General features: G+C 63.2%; 17 protein-coding genes. 12 read left to right on the forward strand and 5 right to left on the reverse strand.

Annotated features, from left to right (window positions below):
* Positions 1–4: 4 nt before the first annotated feature.
* Both EB233_RS15415 and EB233_RS15420 read right to left on the reverse strand, forming a co-directional pair.
* On the reverse strand, positions 5–727 hold the full coding sequence (locus EB233_RS15415) for an SDR family oxidoreductase (RefSeq protein ID WP_064988117.1): 723 nt from the start codon (positions 725–727) through the stop codon (positions 5–7).
* On the reverse strand, positions 724–1,563 hold the full coding sequence (locus EB233_RS15420) for an SDR family NAD(P)-dependent oxidoreductase (protein ID WP_064988118.1): 840 nt from the start codon (positions 1,561–1,563) through the stop codon (positions 724–726). The genes EB233_RS15415 and EB233_RS15420 overlap by 4 nt, the downstream gene beginning before the upstream one ends.
* 104 nt (positions 1,564–1,667) lie before the next feature.
* Here EB233_RS15420 and EB233_RS15425 point away from each other — a divergent pair, with 104 nt between their 5' ends.
* Positions 1,668–2,540 carry a helix-turn-helix transcriptional regulator gene (locus tag EB233_RS15425; protein WP_064988119.1) on the forward strand — a complete coding sequence of 291 codons (873 nt, stop codon included), beginning with the start codon at positions 1,668–1,670 and terminating at the stop codon, positions 2,538–2,540.
* 101 nt (positions 2,541–2,641) lie between these two features.
* Here the strand turns inward: EB233_RS15425 and EB233_RS15430 are convergent, their stop codons facing one another.
* Positions 2,642–3,295: a TetR family transcriptional regulator C-terminal domain-containing protein gene (locus EB233_RS15430; RefSeq protein ID WP_064988120.1), complete on the reverse strand. Its 654-nt coding sequence runs from the start codon at positions 3,293–3,295 to the stop codon at positions 2,642–2,644.
* A 224-nt stretch (positions 3,296–3,519) separates the two neighbouring features.
* On the opposite strand from EB233_RS15430, the gene aptA reads away from it, so the two are divergent.
* The 5 genes from aptA to EB233_RS15455 all read left to right on the forward strand — a co-directional run bounded on the left by aptA (position 3,520) and on the right by EB233_RS15455 (position 8,557).
* The gene (gene aptA / locus EB233_RS15435) at positions 3,520–4,848 is read left to right on the forward strand and encodes an omega-aminotransferase AptA (RefSeq protein ID WP_064988121.1); all 1,329 of its coding nucleotides are present in this window, start codon (positions 3,520–3,522) and stop codon (positions 4,846–4,848) included.
* Positions 4,849–4,960: 112 nt separating this feature from the next.
* On the forward strand, positions 4,961–5,407 hold the full coding sequence (locus EB233_RS15440; protein WP_064988122.1) for an endonuclease domain-containing protein: 447 nt from the start codon (positions 4,961–4,963) through the stop codon (positions 5,405–5,407).
* 3 nt (positions 5,408–5,410) lie between these two features.
* Entirely contained in the window at positions 5,411–6,661 is a 1,251-nt protein-coding gene (locus tag EB233_RS15445) for a Zn-dependent hydrolase (RefSeq protein ID WP_064988123.1), read from the forward strand.
* A 65-nt stretch (positions 6,662–6,726) separates the two neighbouring features.
* Positions 6,727–8,178: a dihydropyrimidinase gene (hydA, locus tag EB233_RS15450; RefSeq protein WP_064988124.1), complete on the forward strand. Its 1,452-nt coding sequence runs from the start codon at positions 6,727–6,729 to the stop codon at positions 8,176–8,178.
* A gap of 1 nt (position 8,179) precedes the next feature.
* Complete coding sequence (locus tag EB233_RS15455) at positions 8,180–8,557, forward strand: hypothetical protein (protein WP_064988125.1); 378 nt, start codon at positions 8,180–8,182, stop codon at positions 8,555–8,557.
* A 23-nt stretch (positions 8,558–8,580) separates the two neighbouring features.
* Here EB233_RS15455 and EB233_RS15460 read toward each other — a convergent pair whose 3' ends face one another.
* Complete coding sequence (locus EB233_RS15460; protein ID WP_027051051.1) at positions 8,581–8,985, reverse strand: cupin domain-containing protein; 405 nt, start codon at positions 8,983–8,985, stop codon at positions 8,581–8,583.
* Positions 8,986–9,114: 129 nt separating this feature from the next.
* Here EB233_RS15460 and EB233_RS15465 point away from each other — a divergent pair, with 129 nt between their 5' ends.
* From EB233_RS15465 to EB233_RS15480, 4 genes are all read left to right on the forward strand, one after another.
* Positions 9,115–9,906 (forward strand): ABC transporter ATP-binding protein, encoded by a 792-nt coding sequence (locus tag EB233_RS15465; RefSeq protein WP_027051052.1) that lies wholly within the window; start codon positions 9,115–9,117, stop codon positions 9,904–9,906.
* Positions 9,907–10,249: 343 nt separating this feature from the next.
* Positions 10,250–11,128, forward strand: a complete 879-nt coding sequence (locus EB233_RS15470; RefSeq protein ID WP_064988126.1) for an ABC transporter permease — start codon at positions 10,250–10,252, stop codon at positions 11,126–11,128.
* The gene (locus tag EB233_RS15475) at positions 11,125–12,279 is read left to right on the forward strand and encodes an ABC transporter permease (RefSeq protein ID WP_064988127.1); all 1,155 of its coding nucleotides are present in this window, start codon (positions 11,125–11,127) and stop codon (positions 12,277–12,279) included. The genes EB233_RS15470 and EB233_RS15475 overlap by 4 nt, the downstream gene beginning before the upstream one ends.
* 40 nt (positions 12,280–12,319) lie before the next feature.
* Positions 12,320–13,291 (forward strand): ABC transporter substrate-binding protein, encoded by a 972-nt coding sequence (locus EB233_RS15480; RefSeq protein ID WP_056571965.1) that lies wholly within the window; start codon positions 12,320–12,322, stop codon positions 13,289–13,291.
* A 63-nt stretch (positions 13,292–13,354) separates the two neighbouring features.
* Here the strand turns inward: EB233_RS15480 and EB233_RS15485 are convergent, their stop codons facing one another.
* Entirely contained in the window at positions 13,355–13,813 is a 459-nt protein-coding gene (locus tag EB233_RS15485; protein ID WP_064988781.1) for an Lrp/AsnC family transcriptional regulator, read from the reverse strand.
* 122 nt (positions 13,814–13,935) lie between these two features.
* Here EB233_RS15485 and EB233_RS15490 point away from each other — a divergent pair, with 122 nt between their 5' ends.
* Complete coding sequence (locus tag EB233_RS15490; protein WP_064988128.1) at positions 13,936–15,219, forward strand: cystathionine gamma-synthase family protein; 1,284 nt, start codon at positions 13,936–13,938, stop codon at positions 15,217–15,219.
* Positions 15,220–15,379: 160 nt separating this feature from the next.
* Positions 15,380–15,823: a CHRD domain-containing protein gene (locus EB233_RS15495; RefSeq protein ID WP_064988129.1), complete on the forward strand. Its 444-nt coding sequence runs from the start codon at positions 15,380–15,382 to the stop codon at positions 15,821–15,823.
* Positions 15,824–15,836: the final 13 nt, after the last annotated feature.

Raw genomic sequence — 15,836 nt, forward strand, 5'->3', positions numbered from 1 at the left:
GCAGTCAGGCGGCGAACCGCAGGCCGCCATCACAGGTCAAAACCTGGCCGGTCATGAAGCCGTTGGAGACGAGGAAGGCTATCGCCGATGCGACGTCCTCGGCGCGGCCGATGCGGCCGACCGGGGTTTTGTCGGCATATTCGGCAAACACCGCCTGACGCTGCCCTTCGGGTAAAAAGTCCCACCATGGCGTGTCGATGACGCCGGGCGCCACGACATTGACGCGCAACGGCTTCAGTTCGACCGCCAGGATGGGAGCCACCGTCAGCAGCATGCCGTTGATGGCGCCGATGCCAGCGATACCGGGCATGGCGGCCTGCGCCGACACCGCCGATATGAAGGTGACGGAGCCCGATCTGTTGAGCGTCGGCAGGGCCAGTTGCAGGCAGGACAGTTGCGGCCGTACTTTCTCCTCCACGCCGCTGCCGATGTCGGCAAGGTCGAGGGTCTCGAACGGGCCAAGGCCCTTGCCACCGCTCGCCGCCAGAACCAGGTGGTCGAACGGACCGAGACGCTCGAAGAACTGGCGCGCCTCATCCGGCTTCGACGCATCGAAGGCTGCCTTGTCGGCGGCGCCGCCAAGGCCCTTCCAGGCGCTGTTGAGCTTGTCCTGGCTGCGGCCGGTGATCGTCACCTTCATGCCGGGACCAAGCAGTTTTCGCGCGGTCGCGAGGCCGATGCCGGATGAGCCGCCGATGATGACCGTGTGTTCCGTTTTGTCGCTCATGAGTGTTGTTCCTTCGATCTTGATGAAACCAGCCCGACAAGGTCGAGGCTCAGGCTTCGCAATTGCTGTCGTGCCCCGGCGTCGTAAGCCTGGGCGTCGGCGCGGGATTCGCGCAGGCCATCGAAATAGAGGCCACTGCGCCCTTCGAGGGCGGATGAGGTGGCGAGGTTGACGATGGCTTCGGCGCCGGTTTCGACCGAACTCCATGGTGTCACGCCGGCCTGCCTGACCATGGTGGTGTTCATGTAGCTGGCCGGATGCAACGCGTTGACGGTGACCCCGGTGCCTTTCAACAGTTCGGCCAGATCGACGGTGAACAGGATCTGCGCCAGCTTGCTCTGGCAGTAGGCGCGCACGCCGCTATAGCCATGGGTCAGCATGACATCGCTAAAGTCGATCGCCTGCTGGCCGGCCGAGGCGACATTGACGACGCGCGCCGGTACGCTGGCCTTCAGCAGCGGGAGTAGCTCCGAGGTCAGCAGGAAGCCGGCGAGATAATTGACGGCGAAGCGCAGTTCATAGCCATCGGCGCTGATCTGTCGTTTGGCGCCAGCCGTGCCGATGCCGGCATTGTTGATGAGGATGTCGAGCCGGTCCGTTCGGGCGCGCACGGCCCCGGCGAGGCGGCGCACCTCGGCCAGGGCGGCGAGGTCGGCGGCGAAGAACTCGGCCTTGCCGCCGGCGGCTTCGATTTCGGCGACGGCAGCCTTGCCGCGCGCAGCGTCGCGGCCATGCACCAGCACGCGGGCGCCGGCGGCACCCAGCCTAAGTGCCACGACGCGGCCGACGCCGTCGGTCGAGCCGGTGATGAGGATTGTCTTGTCTTTCAGGTCCATGTCCGGAGCCTCCTGTCTGTTGCTCCGAACGCAAGATGGGACGTCCGATTGATCTCAAACAGTTCAAACTTTATCCTGGTATCAATACTGCTATAATAACCATCATGGATGCTCCCACTCACTCCGCTGAAGACAGCCGCCGACGCGAACTCGGCGCTTTCCTGCGTTCGCGCCGCGAAAGGCTGACGCCTGCGGCAACCGGCATCACGACCGGTCTCAGGCGCCGCACGCCCGGCCTGCGTCGCGAAGAGGTGGCGATGATCGCCGGCGTCGGCACCACCTGGTACACCTGGCTGGAGCAGGGCAGGGATGTCAGGCCTTCCGTGGAGGTGTTGACCGCGCTTAGCGAGGCACTGCGGCTGGATCCGGCGGAGAAGCGGCATCTCTTCACGCTCGCCGGCCGCCAGCAGCCGGAGCGGCGGCGCATCGTGCCGTCAAAGGTCGAGGGGCCTTTGCTGCATATGTTGCAGAGCCTGGTCCTGCAGCCCGCCTATGTCGTCGGGCCGCGCTGGGATGTGCTGGCCTGGAACGACGCGGCCGTTGCCATTTTCGGCGATTACGGCCTGCTCGAGGGCGATGCCCGCAACATCATCCACGGCGTGTTCACCGATCCGCACCGGCGGCATCTGCTGGTCGACTGGGAGCAGGTGGCCCGCGCCACTCTCGCCGCCTTCCGCGCCGAAAGCGCGAAATATGTCGGCGATCCGGATTTCGAGCGGCTGATCGCGCTGATGATGCGCTCAAGCCCCGAATTCCACGAATGGTGGCCGCAGCGCGATGTCGTGCACCGCCTGTCCGGCCTGAAGCATCTGCGTCACCCGATCGCCGGCGCGATGGTGTTCGAGCATATGAGCCTGTCGATCGACGACGGCTTGGACATGAAACTGATCGTCTACACGCCGCTCGCCGAGCAGAACTCGGTTGCCAAGTTGAGGACATTGCTGGACGAGCTTCCGGGCGAGCGACGCAGCGCGTGACGATATTGGCCGCAGCACTCCGCTTCGCCCTAGAATGACGAAGTGATGGGCCCCTCGACCAATCGTCCTAACTGCCAAACCCGAGCTGCCTTGACGAGCCGCTACCCCTTCGGCTTCAACCCATCCAGAAACAACTGCTCCAGAAACCGCGCCGCATCTTCGAAACGGCCGTCGCCGCCTCGGTTTGGTCCGAGCACGGCGCGGACCTGGACGTCAAAATCGGCATAATGCTGCGTCGTTGCCCAGATCGAGAAGATCAGATGCCAGGGGTCGGTGCGGGCGATCTTACCGGCTCGCATCCAGCCCTTGATGACCGCGGCCTTCTCGTCGACCAGCGTCTTCAGTTCGCCGGCCAAGAGCGGCATGATGCGCGGCGCGCCTTGCAGGATCTCGTTGGCGAACAGCCGGCTCTCGCGCGGGAAATCGCGCGCCATCTCCAGCTTGCGCCTGATGTAGCTCCTGAGTTCGGTCATCGGATCGCCGATGTCGTCGAGTTCCCTGAGCGGCGCCAGCCAGGTGTCGAGCAGGCGCTGCATCAATGTCTCGTGAATGTCTTCCTTGCGGCGGAAGTAATAGAGCAGGTTCGGCTTCGACATGCCGGCGGCTTCGGCGATCTGGTCGATGGTCGAGCCGCGGAAGCCGTTGGTGGAGAACACTTCGAGCGCCGCCTCCAGGATCAGCTCGCGCTTTTCCTGCTGGATGCGCGTGCGGCGAGGGGCGTCCGTGCCGGTGTTCACCGTTGCCAGCCCTCCCATTGCCAGATCCGGCGTTCAAGGTCATCTGGACCAATTCTCTGGACCAGTTTTTCTCCGGGCTGTGGAACGCACTTCAGGAGCCGCATTTCCGCTAGTAATCCCTTGACCGCCGACAGGGCGGTGCTAACGTTTGTCCAATCGGTCAAAAATTTGCGTAGCATGAAAACAGCGCAAAGACCAAGCGTTGGACGCACCGAAACAGATTACAAGGGGAAGTCTTGGTCATGTCCAACCGGCTGAAAGTCACGCCGAACGATCTCAGCGCATTCTGGATGCCGTTCACGGCAAACCGGCAGTTCAAACAGGCGCCACGCATGTTCGTGTCCGCCAAGGACATGCATTACACCACCAGCGACGGCCGCAAGGTGCTGGACGGCACCGCCGGCCTGTGGTGCGTCAATGCCGGCCACTGCCGGCCCAAGATCACCGAGGCGATCCAGCACCAGGCCGCCGAGCTCGACTATGCGCCGGCCTTCCAGATGGGGCACCCGATCGTGTTCGAGCTGGCCAATCGGCTGGTCGACATCGCGCCCAAGGGCATGGACCATGTCTTCTTCACCAATTCCGGTTCGGAATCGGTCGAGACCGCGCTGAAAATGGCGATCGCCTATCACCGGGTGAAGGGCGAGGGCTCGCGCACCCGTCTGATCGGCCGCGAGCGCGGCTATCACGGCGTCAATTTCGGCGGCATCTCGGTCGGCGGCATCGTCACCAACCGCAAGATGTTCGGCACGCTGCTGGGCGGCGTCGACCATATGCCGCACACGCATTTGCCGGAGAAGAATGCTTTCTCCAAGGGCGTGCCGGAATATGGCGCGGAGCTCGCCAACGAGCTGGAGCGCATCGTCGCCCTGCATGATGCGTCGACCATCGCCGCCGTCATCGTCGAGCCGGTCGCCGGCTCCACCGGCGTCATCTTGCCGCCCAAGGGTTATCTCGAGAAGCTGCGCGAAATCTGCACCAAGCACGGCATCCTTTTGATCTTCGACGAGGTCATCACAGGTTTCGGCCGTCTCGGCGCGCCATTCGCGGCCGATTATTTCGGCGTCACGCCCGACATCATGACCACCGCCAAGGGCGTCTCCAACGGCGTCATCCCGATGGGCGCGGTGTTCGTGAAGAAGGAGATCCACGACGCCTTCATGACCGGCCCCGAGCACATGATCGAGTTCTTCCACGGCTATACCTATTCGGGCAATCCGATTGCCTGCGCGGCGGCACTCGGCACGCTCGACACCTACAAGGAAGAGGGCCTGCTGACGCGTGGCGAAGAACTGGCGCCCTATTGGGAAGACGCGCTGCATTCGCTGAAGGGCGAGCCGCATGTCATCGACATCAGGAATATCGGCCTGATCGGGGCTATCGAGCTGGCGCCGATCGCCGGCAGCCCAACGAAGCGGGCCTTCTCGGCCTTCGTCAAGGCGTTCGAGCGCGGTGCGCTGATCCGCACTACCGGCGATATCATCGCGCTGTCGCCGCCGCTGATCATCACCAAGGGCCAGATCAACGAACTGATCGACCATGTGCGTGAAGTTTTGAGGTCTATCGATTGAAGATCTGGGCGCGGATATCCCTCCCCCTCGAGGGGAGGGTGGCCGCGAAGCGGTCGGGTGGGGTCGGTGCGACTGGGCGCCGACCTGATCTTTTGCCGCGAGGTCGCTCCTGATGCCCCGCACCCGCGTGAGCTACGAAATGCGCGAGAAGGCGCGCGCTCTCCGAGTTCACGCGACCAAGGGCGAATCCTTGCTCTGGTATGAGTTGCGCGATCTCAAATCGATCGGAATAAAATTTCGCCGTCAGTGCCCGATCGGGCCGTACATCGTCGACTTTGCCTGCTTCGGTGTGAAGCTGGTGGTCGAGGTGGATGGCGATCTGCACGAGCATGAGAAAGGCAAACGGCACGACGCTGTCCGTGACGCATATCTGCGTTCACTCGGGTTCGATATCTTTCGTGTTGACGAGCCCGATGTCATAAACAGCGCGTGGCATGTTGCGCAGGTGGTCAAAGGGAAGGTCGAGCTCATGTCAGGCGACCCCACCCGACCGCTTCGCGGCCACCCTCCCCTCGAGGGGGAGGGGGACGTCGGCGCTCCGCAATCCATGAGGTTTTAGAGAATGGCCGCACCCGGCGAAAATCTGCGAATCAATTCAGACCGTTTGTGGGATTCGCTGATGGAGATGGCGAAGATCGGCCCCGGCATTGCCGGCGGCAACAACCGCCAGACGGTGACCGACGAGGATGGCGAGGGCCGACATCTGTTCAAGCGCTGGTGCGAGGCCGCCGGTCTCGAAATGGGCCTTGACGAAATGGGCACCATGTTTGCACGCCGCGAAGGCACCGATCCCAGCCTGCCCCCGGTCTATGTCGGCAGCCATCTCGACACCCAGCCGACAGGCGGCAAGTATGACGGCGTGCTCGGCGTGCTCGGCGGGCTGGAAGTGGTGCGCTCGCTCAACGATCTCGGCATCAAGACGAAACATCCGATCGTCGTTACCAACTGGACGAATGAAGAGGGCTCGCGCTTCGCCCCGGCGATGATGGCGTCGGGTGTGTTCGCCGGCGTGCTCGAGCAGGCCGATGTCTACGAACATACTGACAAGCAGGGCAAGAAATTCGGCGAGGAACTCGAACGTATCGGCTGGAAGGGCACCGAGAAGGTCGGCGATCGCAAGATCCACGCCTTTTTCGAACTGCATATCGAGCAGGGGCCGATCCTGGAGGACGAAGACATCGATATCGGTGTCGTCACCCATGGCCAGGGACTGAAATGGCTGCAGGTGACGCTGACCGGCAAGGAAGCGCATACCGGCTCGACGCCGATGCCCAAGCGCCGCAATGCCGGCCTCGGCATGGCTCGCGTGATCGAACTGGTGCACGAGATCGCCATGGACTACCAGCCGGACGCCGTCGGCGCGGTCGGCCATATGGAAGTGTTTCCGAACTCGCGCAACATCATCGCCGGGCGCACCGTCTTCACCATCGATATCCGGTCGCCGGAAAAGGAAGTGCTGGACGCCATGGATGGCCGCATCCGCGAGGGCATCGACACGATCTGCGACGCGCTCGACATCCAGTACAAGGTCGAGCAAGTCGGCGCCTTCGACCCGGTGACCTTCGATGCCGGTTGCGTGAAGGCGATCCGCGATGCCGCCGACCGGCTCGGTTACACGCACCGCAACATCGTCTCCGGCGCAGGCCACGACGCCTGCTGGATCAACCGCGTCGCGCCGACCGCTATGGTGATGTGTCCCTGCGTCGATGGGTTGTCACACAACGAGGCTGAAGAGATCACCAAGGAATGGGCATCGGCCGGCGCCGACGTGCTGTTCCATGCGGTGGTGGAGACGGCCGTCATCGTGGAGTGAATTTACAGGTCTACCTTTCAAACGCCGCTCGTAAAGAAGCGCGAAAAGAACAAGGGAACAAGAAAATGACCAAAGTCATCAAGAACGGCACCGTCGTCACCGCCGACCGCAGCTGGAAGGCCGACGTGCTGTTCAGCCACGGCAAGATCGTCGCCATCGGTTCGGACCTGCACGGCGATCACGAGTACGACGCCACCGGCTGCTATGTCATGCCCGGCGGCATCGATCCGCACACCCATCTTGAAATGCCGTTCATGGGCACCTATTCGGCCGACGATTTCGAATCCGGCACGCGGGCCGCGCTCGCCGGCGGCACGACGATGGTGGTCGATTTCTGCCTGCCGGCGCCGCAGCAATCGCTGCTCGAAGCCTTGCAGATGTGGGACAACAAGACGTCGAAGGCCGCCTGCGACTACTCCTTCCACATGGCGATCACCTGGTGGGGCAAGCAGGTGTTCGACGAGATGGCCACCGTCGTCGACAAGGGCATCACTTCGTTCAAGCACTTCATGGCCTACAAGGGCGCGCTGATGGTGGATGACGACGAGATGTATGCGTCGTTCCAGCGCTGCGCCGATCTCGGCGCGCTGCCTCTGGTGCATGCCGAAAATGGCGATGTGGTCGCCGCACTTTCCCAGAAGCTGCTCGCCGCCGGCAACAACGGACCCGAGGGTCACGCCTATTCGCGCCCGCCTGAAGTGGAAGGCGAGGCGACCAACCGCGCCATCATGATCGCCGACATGGCCGGCGTGCCGCTCTATGTCGTGCATGTCTCCTGCGAGCAGAGCCACGAGGCCATCCGCCGGGCGCGGCAGAAGGGCATGCGGGTGTTCGGCGAGCCGCTGATCCAGCACCTGACGCTGGATGAGAGCGAGTACTTCGACAAGGACTGGGACCATGCGGCACGCCGCGTGATGAGCCCGCCCTTCCGCAACAAGCTGCACCAGGATTCGCTGTGGGCCGGCCTGCAGGCCGGGTCGTTGCAGGTGGTGGCGACTGACCATTGCGCCTTCACCACCAAGCAGAAGCGTTTCGGTGTCGGCGATTTCACCAAGATCCCCAACGGCACCGGCGGTCTCGAGGATCGCCTGCCGGTGCTGTGGACCCGGGGCGTCAACACCGGACGGCTGACGATGAACGAGTTCGTCGCGGTGACCTCGACCAACATCGCAAAAATCCTGAACATGTATCCGAGGAAGGGCGCCATCGTCGAAGGTGCTGACGCCGACATCATCGTCTGGGATCCGAAGCGAAAGAAAACCATCACTTCGAAGAAGCAGCAGTCGGTCATCGACTACAACGTCTTCGAGGGTGTCGAGGTGACCGGCCTGCCGCGCTTCGTCTTCTCGCGCGGCGAGCTGTCGATCGAGGAAGCTGAGGTCAAGGCCAAGCTCGGCCATGGCCAGTTCGTCGGCCGCGAGCCGAACGCCGCGGTCAACCGGGCGCTGTCGACATGGAAAGACATCACAGCGCCGCGCAAGGTGGAACGCACCGGCATCCCGGCGACGGGGGTCTGAGGTGCGGACTGTTTTTCTCGCCCTTACGGCGGTGGCTGTGCTGACCGCCGGACAGGTCTCGGCCGCGGCCATCGACCTGTCCAAGCCTTATGGCGACAAGTATGGCTGCATCAACAAGAACGGCCAGGAGGTCGCGGCCGATCAGATGCTGCTTTTGACCGACAAGGAGCTGATCACGGCGGCCAGCGCCTGCACCTTCACCGAGACGAAGGCTCAGGCCGACGGTTCGCTGACGGTGAAGGCGGAGTGCGAAGCCGAAGGTGAGGACGGCAAGTCGCCGGCGACCTTCACCATCAAGCGCAGCGCCAAGAACGCCAAGAAACTGTCTGTCGTCGACGAGGACGGCAACGTCATGGGCGAAGTCTCACGGTGCAAATGACGGCGAGAATTTTTGCCCCTGCCTCAGGCGACCAGCGCGTCCAGTTCCGGCAGCAGGACGACGCTTTCCTGTTCGTTGGGGTCGGTGCGGGCAATGACCGCCGAAGAGGGGGCGTTGCTCAAATTGGCCGGCAGATGCGGAACGCCGGCCGGAATGTAGAAGAGGTCGCCGGCCTTGACGACGATATGATGTTCGAGCCGGTCGCCATACCAGGTATGGACCTCGCCGGAGAGTACGTAGATCGCCGTTTCATGGCTCTCGTGCAGATGCGCCTTGGCGCGGGCGCCGGGCGGCATGGTGAGCACGTGCATGCAGATGCCGGAGGAGCCGACTGACTCGGCGGCGATGCCGGCGAAATAGGTCAGTCCCTGCTTGCCTTCATAAGTGCTTTCGGGGCGGATAAGATGACAAGTTGAATTGGGCGACATCGGGGAACTCCGGGCGTCGATTGAGTGGAACAGGGTCAATGGGACTGGGCGAGTGGAAAACAACATCGCGATAAAAGCAATCGGAATCCGGCCGGCGCGGCAGGGGCGGAAACAGGCAGGCTTCGGCCGATGACGGGAACTTCGCCAGCCGTCGTCGCGGCAAGCAAACTAGGCCTCACGTTCCAGACCAATGACGGGCCGGTGCAGGCGCTGTCCAATGTCGACCTGACCATCGGCAAGGGCGAGTTCGTCTCCTTCATCGGGCCGTCGGGTTGCGGCAAGACCACGCTGCTGCGCGTCATCGCCGACCTGGAGAAGCCGACCTCGGGAACGATTTCGGTCAACGGCATGACGGCGGAGCAGGCGCGCGAGAAGCGTGCCTATGGCTATGTCTTCCAGGCCGCCGCGCTTTTCCCCTGGCGCACCATCGAGCGCAATGTCGCGCTGCCGCTGGAGATCATGGGCCTGTCGAGGGCGGAACAGGCGGAGCGCATCAAGCGCACGCTGGACCTCGTCAACCTCTCCGGCTTCGAAAAGAAATACCCCTGGCAGCTTTCCGGCGGCATGCAGCAGCGCGCCTCGATCGCGCGTGCGCTGGCTTTCGATGCCGACCTCTTGTTGATGGACGAGCCGTTCGGGGCGCTGGACGAGATCGTTCGCGACCACCTCAACGAGCAATTGCTGCAATTGTGGGCGCGGACGAACAAGACCATCTGCTTCGTCACTCACTCCATTCCCGAAGCCGTGTATCTGTCGACGCGCATCGTGGTGATGTCGCCGCGGCCTGGCCGGGTCAGCGACATCATCGAATCGACGCTGCCGAAGGAGCGGCCGCTCGACATCCGCGAAACGCCGGAGTTTCTGGCGATCGCCGCGCGCGTGCGCGACGGGTTGCGGGCAGGGCATAGCTATGACGATTGAGCACCCTCGTCAGAGAACGCTCCACGCCTTCGTCATCCTAGGGCGGAGCGACGCGAAGCGTCGCGCAGACCCTAGGATCCATTCCGTGACGTTGGTCGGAGGGCGCAAGCGGCTGAGAATACCCGCCAAGCAGTGCGAGGCACAGGGAGCCATGTTCAGCACCGTTGCCGAGCGTCGAGTTCACGGCATGGATCCTAGGGTCTGCGCCGCGTCGCTTCGCTCCTTGCTTCGCCCTAGTATGACGAAAAGAACGAACGCCGCAGTACCCCACTCGAAGGTGCTCGGCCTTCGCTTCGCTCCGGCCACCCGCTCCCCAATGGGGAGAGGAGAAGGGCGCTGCTAGATGGACACCTTCCGTGACAAGCTCATCCCCGTGACCTCGATCCTCGCCGGCGTGGTCGTGCTCTGGTACGTCTTCGCCGTCATCCTCAACGCGCCGTTCCAGCGCGATCTCGACACCCGGGCCAACGAAACCCCCGGCACCGTCGAGTTCATCGGCAAGACGCTGGCGCAGCCCAAGCCGACGCTGCCGGCGCCGCACCAGGTGGCGGTGAATTTCTTCGAGAACACTTTCCTGCGGCCGATCAATTCGAACCGCAGCCTGGTCTACAATGCCTGGGTGACACTGTCGTCGACGCTGCTTGGCTTTGCCTTCGGCACCGCGCTCGGCATCGTCATTGCGGTGGGCATCGTGCATGTGGCGACGCTCGACCGCAGCCTGATGCCATGGATCATCGCCTCGCAGACGATTCCCATCCTGGCGGTGGCGCCGATGATCATCGTCGTGCTGGCGGCTGTCGGCATCACCGGGCTTGTGCCGAAAGCGATGATCTCGACCTATCTGTCGTTCTTCCCGGTGACGGTCGGCATGGTGAAAGGCCTGCGCTCGCCCGAAATCATGCATCTCGACCTGATGCACACGTATAATGCCAGCGCCTCGCAGTCCTTCTGGAAACTGCGCGTGCCGGCCTCGGTGCCGTTCCTGTTCACCTCGATGAAGGTGGCGGTGGCCGCAAGCCTGGTCGGCGCCATCGTCGGCGAACTGCCGACCGGTGCCGTCGCCGGCATCGGCGCCAAGCTGCTTGCCGGCGCCTATTACAGCCAGTCGATCGACATCTGGTCGGCGCTGGTTGCCGGTTCCATCGTCGCGGCCCTCCTGGTCGTGGTGGTGGGCATTGCCGGACGCATCGTCGACCGCGCCATGGGCGGGAGGCCGGCATGAACTGGCTGAAGCCCTCCTGGCAAGCGGTGCTGGCGATCGTGCTCTGCCTGATCGCGGTCGCCCTTGGCGCGATGTCGAAGCCGGAAGCGGCAGCGCTTGCGGACCCGACCACCAGCGTCAACTATCCCTATCTCGGAACCAAGGGTTTGATGCTCGCCCTGGCGATCGTGGCGGCACTGATCTCGATGATCAGGATCCCTTCGCTTGCGGAAGCCGTCGTGCTGTTTGTCGGCGCCCACCTCGTCGCCTGGCTGCTGATCTCGGGCATTACAGGTTTCGAGGGCACGGCACTGGCACCGTATTTCCTGCTGCTCACCGCCGCGTGGCTGCTCGGCTGGCGCTGCGTGGCGGTGCTGTCCAGCCTTCGCCCGATGGCGAACTCGGCCCGCAACGCGCTGCGCCTGATCATCCCCGCCATTTTCGGCGCCTGGATCCTGATCATCTGGGAAGCGGTGACGCGCGGTGCCGGCATTCCCTTCATCCTGTTGCCGCCGCCGAGCGCGATCGGCGTGCGCATCGCAAGTTCGCTGCCGGTGCTCGGCGCCGACGTCCGGCAGACGATCTTCAAGGCGGTGCTGTTCGGCTATGTCGTCGGCAGTGGCGCCGGCTTCATCACCGCGATCCTGGCCGACCGCGTGCCGTTCCTGCGGCGCGGGCTCTTGCCGATCGGCAACATGGTCTCGGCGCTGCCGATCATCGGCGTCGCGCCGATCATGGTCATGTGGTTCGGTTTCGACTGGCAGTCCAAGGCGGCCGTCGTCATCATCATGACCTTCTTCCCGATGCTAGTGAACACGGTCGCCGGGCTCGCCGCGTCAGGCCATATGGAGCGCGACCTGATGCGCACCTATGCGTCGGGCTACTGGCCGACACTGATCAAGCTCAGGCTGCCGGCCGCCGCTCCCTTCATCTTCAACGCGCTGAAGATCAACTCGACGCTGGCGCTGATCGGCGCCATCGTCGCCGAGTTCTTCGGCACGCCCGTGGTCGGCATGGGCTTCCGCATCTCGACCGAGGTCGGGCGGATGAACATCGACATGGTCTGGGCCGAAATCGCAGTTGCAGCACTTGCGGGTTCGGTCTTTTATGGCGTGGTCGCTCTTGTCGAAAGAGCCGTCACGTTTTGGCATCCCTCTGTCCGTGGTGGATAGGGGCGGTGGGTTTAGGGCACTAACTTCAGAGGGTAAAAGAATGAAAAAACTGATTATTCCCGTTCTGGCCGGCGCGATGTCGCTGGCCGCTTTCCAGGCAATGGCCGCCGACAAGGTGACGTTGCAGCTGAAATGGGTCACGCAGGCCCAGTTTGCCGGCTACTATGTCGCCAAGGCCAAGGGTTTCTATGAGGCCGAGGGGCTCGACGTCGATATCAAGCCGGGCGGCCCCGATATCGCGCCCGAGCAGGTGATTGCCGGCGGCGGCGCCGACGTCATCGTCGACTGGATGGGCGGCGCGCTGGCCGCGCGCGAAAAGGGCGTGCCGCTGGTCAACATCGCCCAGCCGTTCAAGAAGGCCGGCATGGAGCTGGTCTGCCCGAAGGATGGCCCGATCAAGACCGAGGCCGACTTCAAGGGGCATACGCTGGGCGTTTGGTTCTTCGGCAATGAATATCCGTTCTATGCCTGGATGAACAAGCTTGGGCTGAAGACCGATGGCGGACCGGATGGCGTCACCGTCTTGAAGCAGAGCTTCGACGTGCAGCCGCTGATCCAGAAGCAGGCCGATTGCATCTCGGTGATGACCTACAACGAGTACTGGCAGCTCATCGATGCCGGCTACAAGCCGGAACAGCTGACCGTGTTCAACTATTCGGCGATGGGCAACGACCTGCTCGAGGACGGCCTCTATGCCTCGGAAGACAAGCTCAAGGACCCGGCCTTCGAGGACAAGATGGTGCGTTTCGTGCGTGCCTCGATGAAGGGCTGGAAATACGCCGTCGACAACAATGACGAAGCCGCAGGCATCGTCATGGACGGCGGTGGCCAGGACGAGAACCACCAGAAGCGGATGATGAGCGAAGTCGCCAAGCTGATCGACAATGCCGATGGCAAGCTCGACCCGGCGACCTACGAGCGCACCGCCAAGGCGCTGCTCGACCAGAAGATCATCACCAAGGAGCCGAAAGGCGCCTACACGACCGCGATCACCGACAAGGCGATCAAGTAAACCCTGGTTGTGAAGTAAACCCAGTCAGCGACCAACGTCGCGAAAACGGCGCCTCTGCCAGTGTCAGAGGCGCCGTTCCTTTATGGTGTTCATGACGAAGCTGGTCTCGATCGAGGCGACGCATTTCAGCCTCGCGATCTTTTCCTTGATGAAGCGCTCATACTGCTCCAGGCTGCCTGTCACCACCTTCAGCACATAGTCGCGCGAACCGGTAACGAGGTGGCATTCCAGCACCTCTTCCCAGCCGCGGATCGCGTCCTCGAACATGACGATCTCGTCCTCGTTCTGCCGGCTGAGCCGGATGGTGGCGATGGCCACCATGCTCCAGCCGAAGGCGGCGGGATCGACCAGCGTCGTATAGCCCCGGATGACACCGGTCTCCTCCAGCCTGCGCACGCGCCGCAGGCAGGGCGACGGAGACAGGCCGATGCGCTCGGCGAGCTCGTTGTTGGTGATGCGGGCGTCCGCCCGCAATTCATGCAGAATCCTCAGGTCAAAATCATCCGCTATCTTCTGCTGCACTTTCGCCCTCTCGCGGCAATTTGTTGCCGGCATGCAGCCATGCGAGCCCAAGAATAGCAAGGACTGGCTGATCGGGATCGCATAAATTGCGGCGGAATACCCCTCGAAAAGCAGGAAAAGCCATGACCGCGCCGCGCCCTTCGAAAACCCATATCGGCAACCACAAGCTCCATCCGGAGACGCTGATGCTGAGCTACGGCTTCGATCCACAGCTTTCCGAGGGTGCCGTCAAACCGCCGGTGTTCCTGACCTCGACCTTCGTGTTCAAATCGGCGGAGGAGGGGCGCGATTTCTTCGACTACACCTCCGGCCGCAAGGAACCGCCGAGCGGCACGGCGTCCGGCCTGGTCTATTCGCGCTTCAACCATCCCAACTCAGAGATCGTCGAGGACCGGCTGGCGATCTATGAGGGAACGGACGCCTGCATCCTGTTCTCGTCGGGCATGTCGGCGATTGCCACGACGCTGCTCGCCTATGCCCGCCCGGGCGATGTCATCCTGCATTCGCAGCCGCTCTACGGCGGTACCGAGACGCTGTTGACACGCACGCTTGCCGGCTTCGGCATCGGCGCCGTCGGCTTCGCCGACGGTGTCGACGAGAAGGCGGTGCGGGCAGCCGCCGATGCGGCGGTTGCGAAGGGGCGCGTTTCGGTCATTCTGATCGAGACACCGTCGAACCCGACCAACAGCCTGGTCGATGTCGCTTTGATGCGGACGATCGCCGACAAGATCGGCACTGGCCAAGGCTCCGCACCGATCATCGTCTGCGACAACACGCTGCTCGGCCCGGTCTTCCAGCGGCCGATCGAGCATGGCGCCGATGTCTCCGTCTATTCGCTGACCAAATATGTCGGCGGACATTCCGACCTGATCGCGGGTGCTGCCATGGGCAGCAAGGCGGTCACCAAGCCGATCAAGGCGCTGCGCGGCGCGATCGGCACGCAGCTCGATCCGCATTCCTGCTGGATGCTTGGCCGCTCGCTGGAGACGCTGTCGATCCGCATGGAGCGAGCCAACGACAATGCACGCCAGGTCGCCGAATTCCTGCGCGACCATGCCAAGGTCGACAAGGTGCATTATCTTCCGTTCCTCGGCGAGGATACGCCGGCGGGGCGCGCCTATCTCAGGCAATGCAGCGGCGCCGGCTCGACCTTCTCTTTCGACATCAAGGGCGGAGAGAAGGCGGCTTTCGCCTTTCTAAACAACCTGCAGATCTTCAAGCTGGCGGTAAGCCTCGGCGGCACGGAATCGCTCGCCAGCCATCCAGCCGCCATGACCCACTCAGGCATTCCCTTCGAGGTGCGCCAGCGCATCGGCGTGTTGGAAACGACGGTCAGGCTGTCTATCGGCGTCGAGCATCCCGACGACCTGATCGCCGACCTGACGCAGGCGCTGGCGGCGGTCTGAGAGCACCTGCGGACAATGGCAGGGTGAGCGATCGGCCCTTCTGATGCTGTCCTCTTCACAAAAACGTGTGTCGGGAAACATTGCGCTGCCCAACCGTTCCGGTGAGGTATGCGCGTGCCGGGGGCAACGACGTATGCGACAAGCCAATCGGAGGTTCTTCATGCGCACACACTCCTTCCTGCCGGTGCTTTCGGCCCTGGCCGTTTCGACCGCTTTCCTGCTTGCATCCCCGGCCATGGCCGAGGTGGTGAAGTACAAGGCGACGCTCGATGGCAGCCAGCAGAACCCGCCCGTCACCACCAAGGGCAAGGGCAGCGCCACGCTCACATTCGACACCACCAAGAAGAAGCTCAGCTGGAACGTCAAATATTCCGGCCTCAGCGGACCCGCGACGGCAGCGCACATTCACGGCCCGGCGGCGATGGGTGCGAATGCCGCTCCCGTCATCCCGTTCAAGGGCAAGCTCAAGAGCCCGATCAAAGGGTCGGCAACGTTGACGGACGCGCAGGCCGCGGACCTGGCGGCCGGCAACTATTACGTCAACGTCCACACCGCTGCCAACAAGGATGGCGAGATTCGCGGCCAGATCGAGGCCGCGAAGTAGGCGCAAACCACGT

Source organism: Mesorhizobium erdmanii (genome assembly GCF_013170725.1).
Lineage (GTDB): Bacteria > Pseudomonadota > Alphaproteobacteria > Rhizobiales > Rhizobiaceae > Mesorhizobium > Mesorhizobium erdmanii.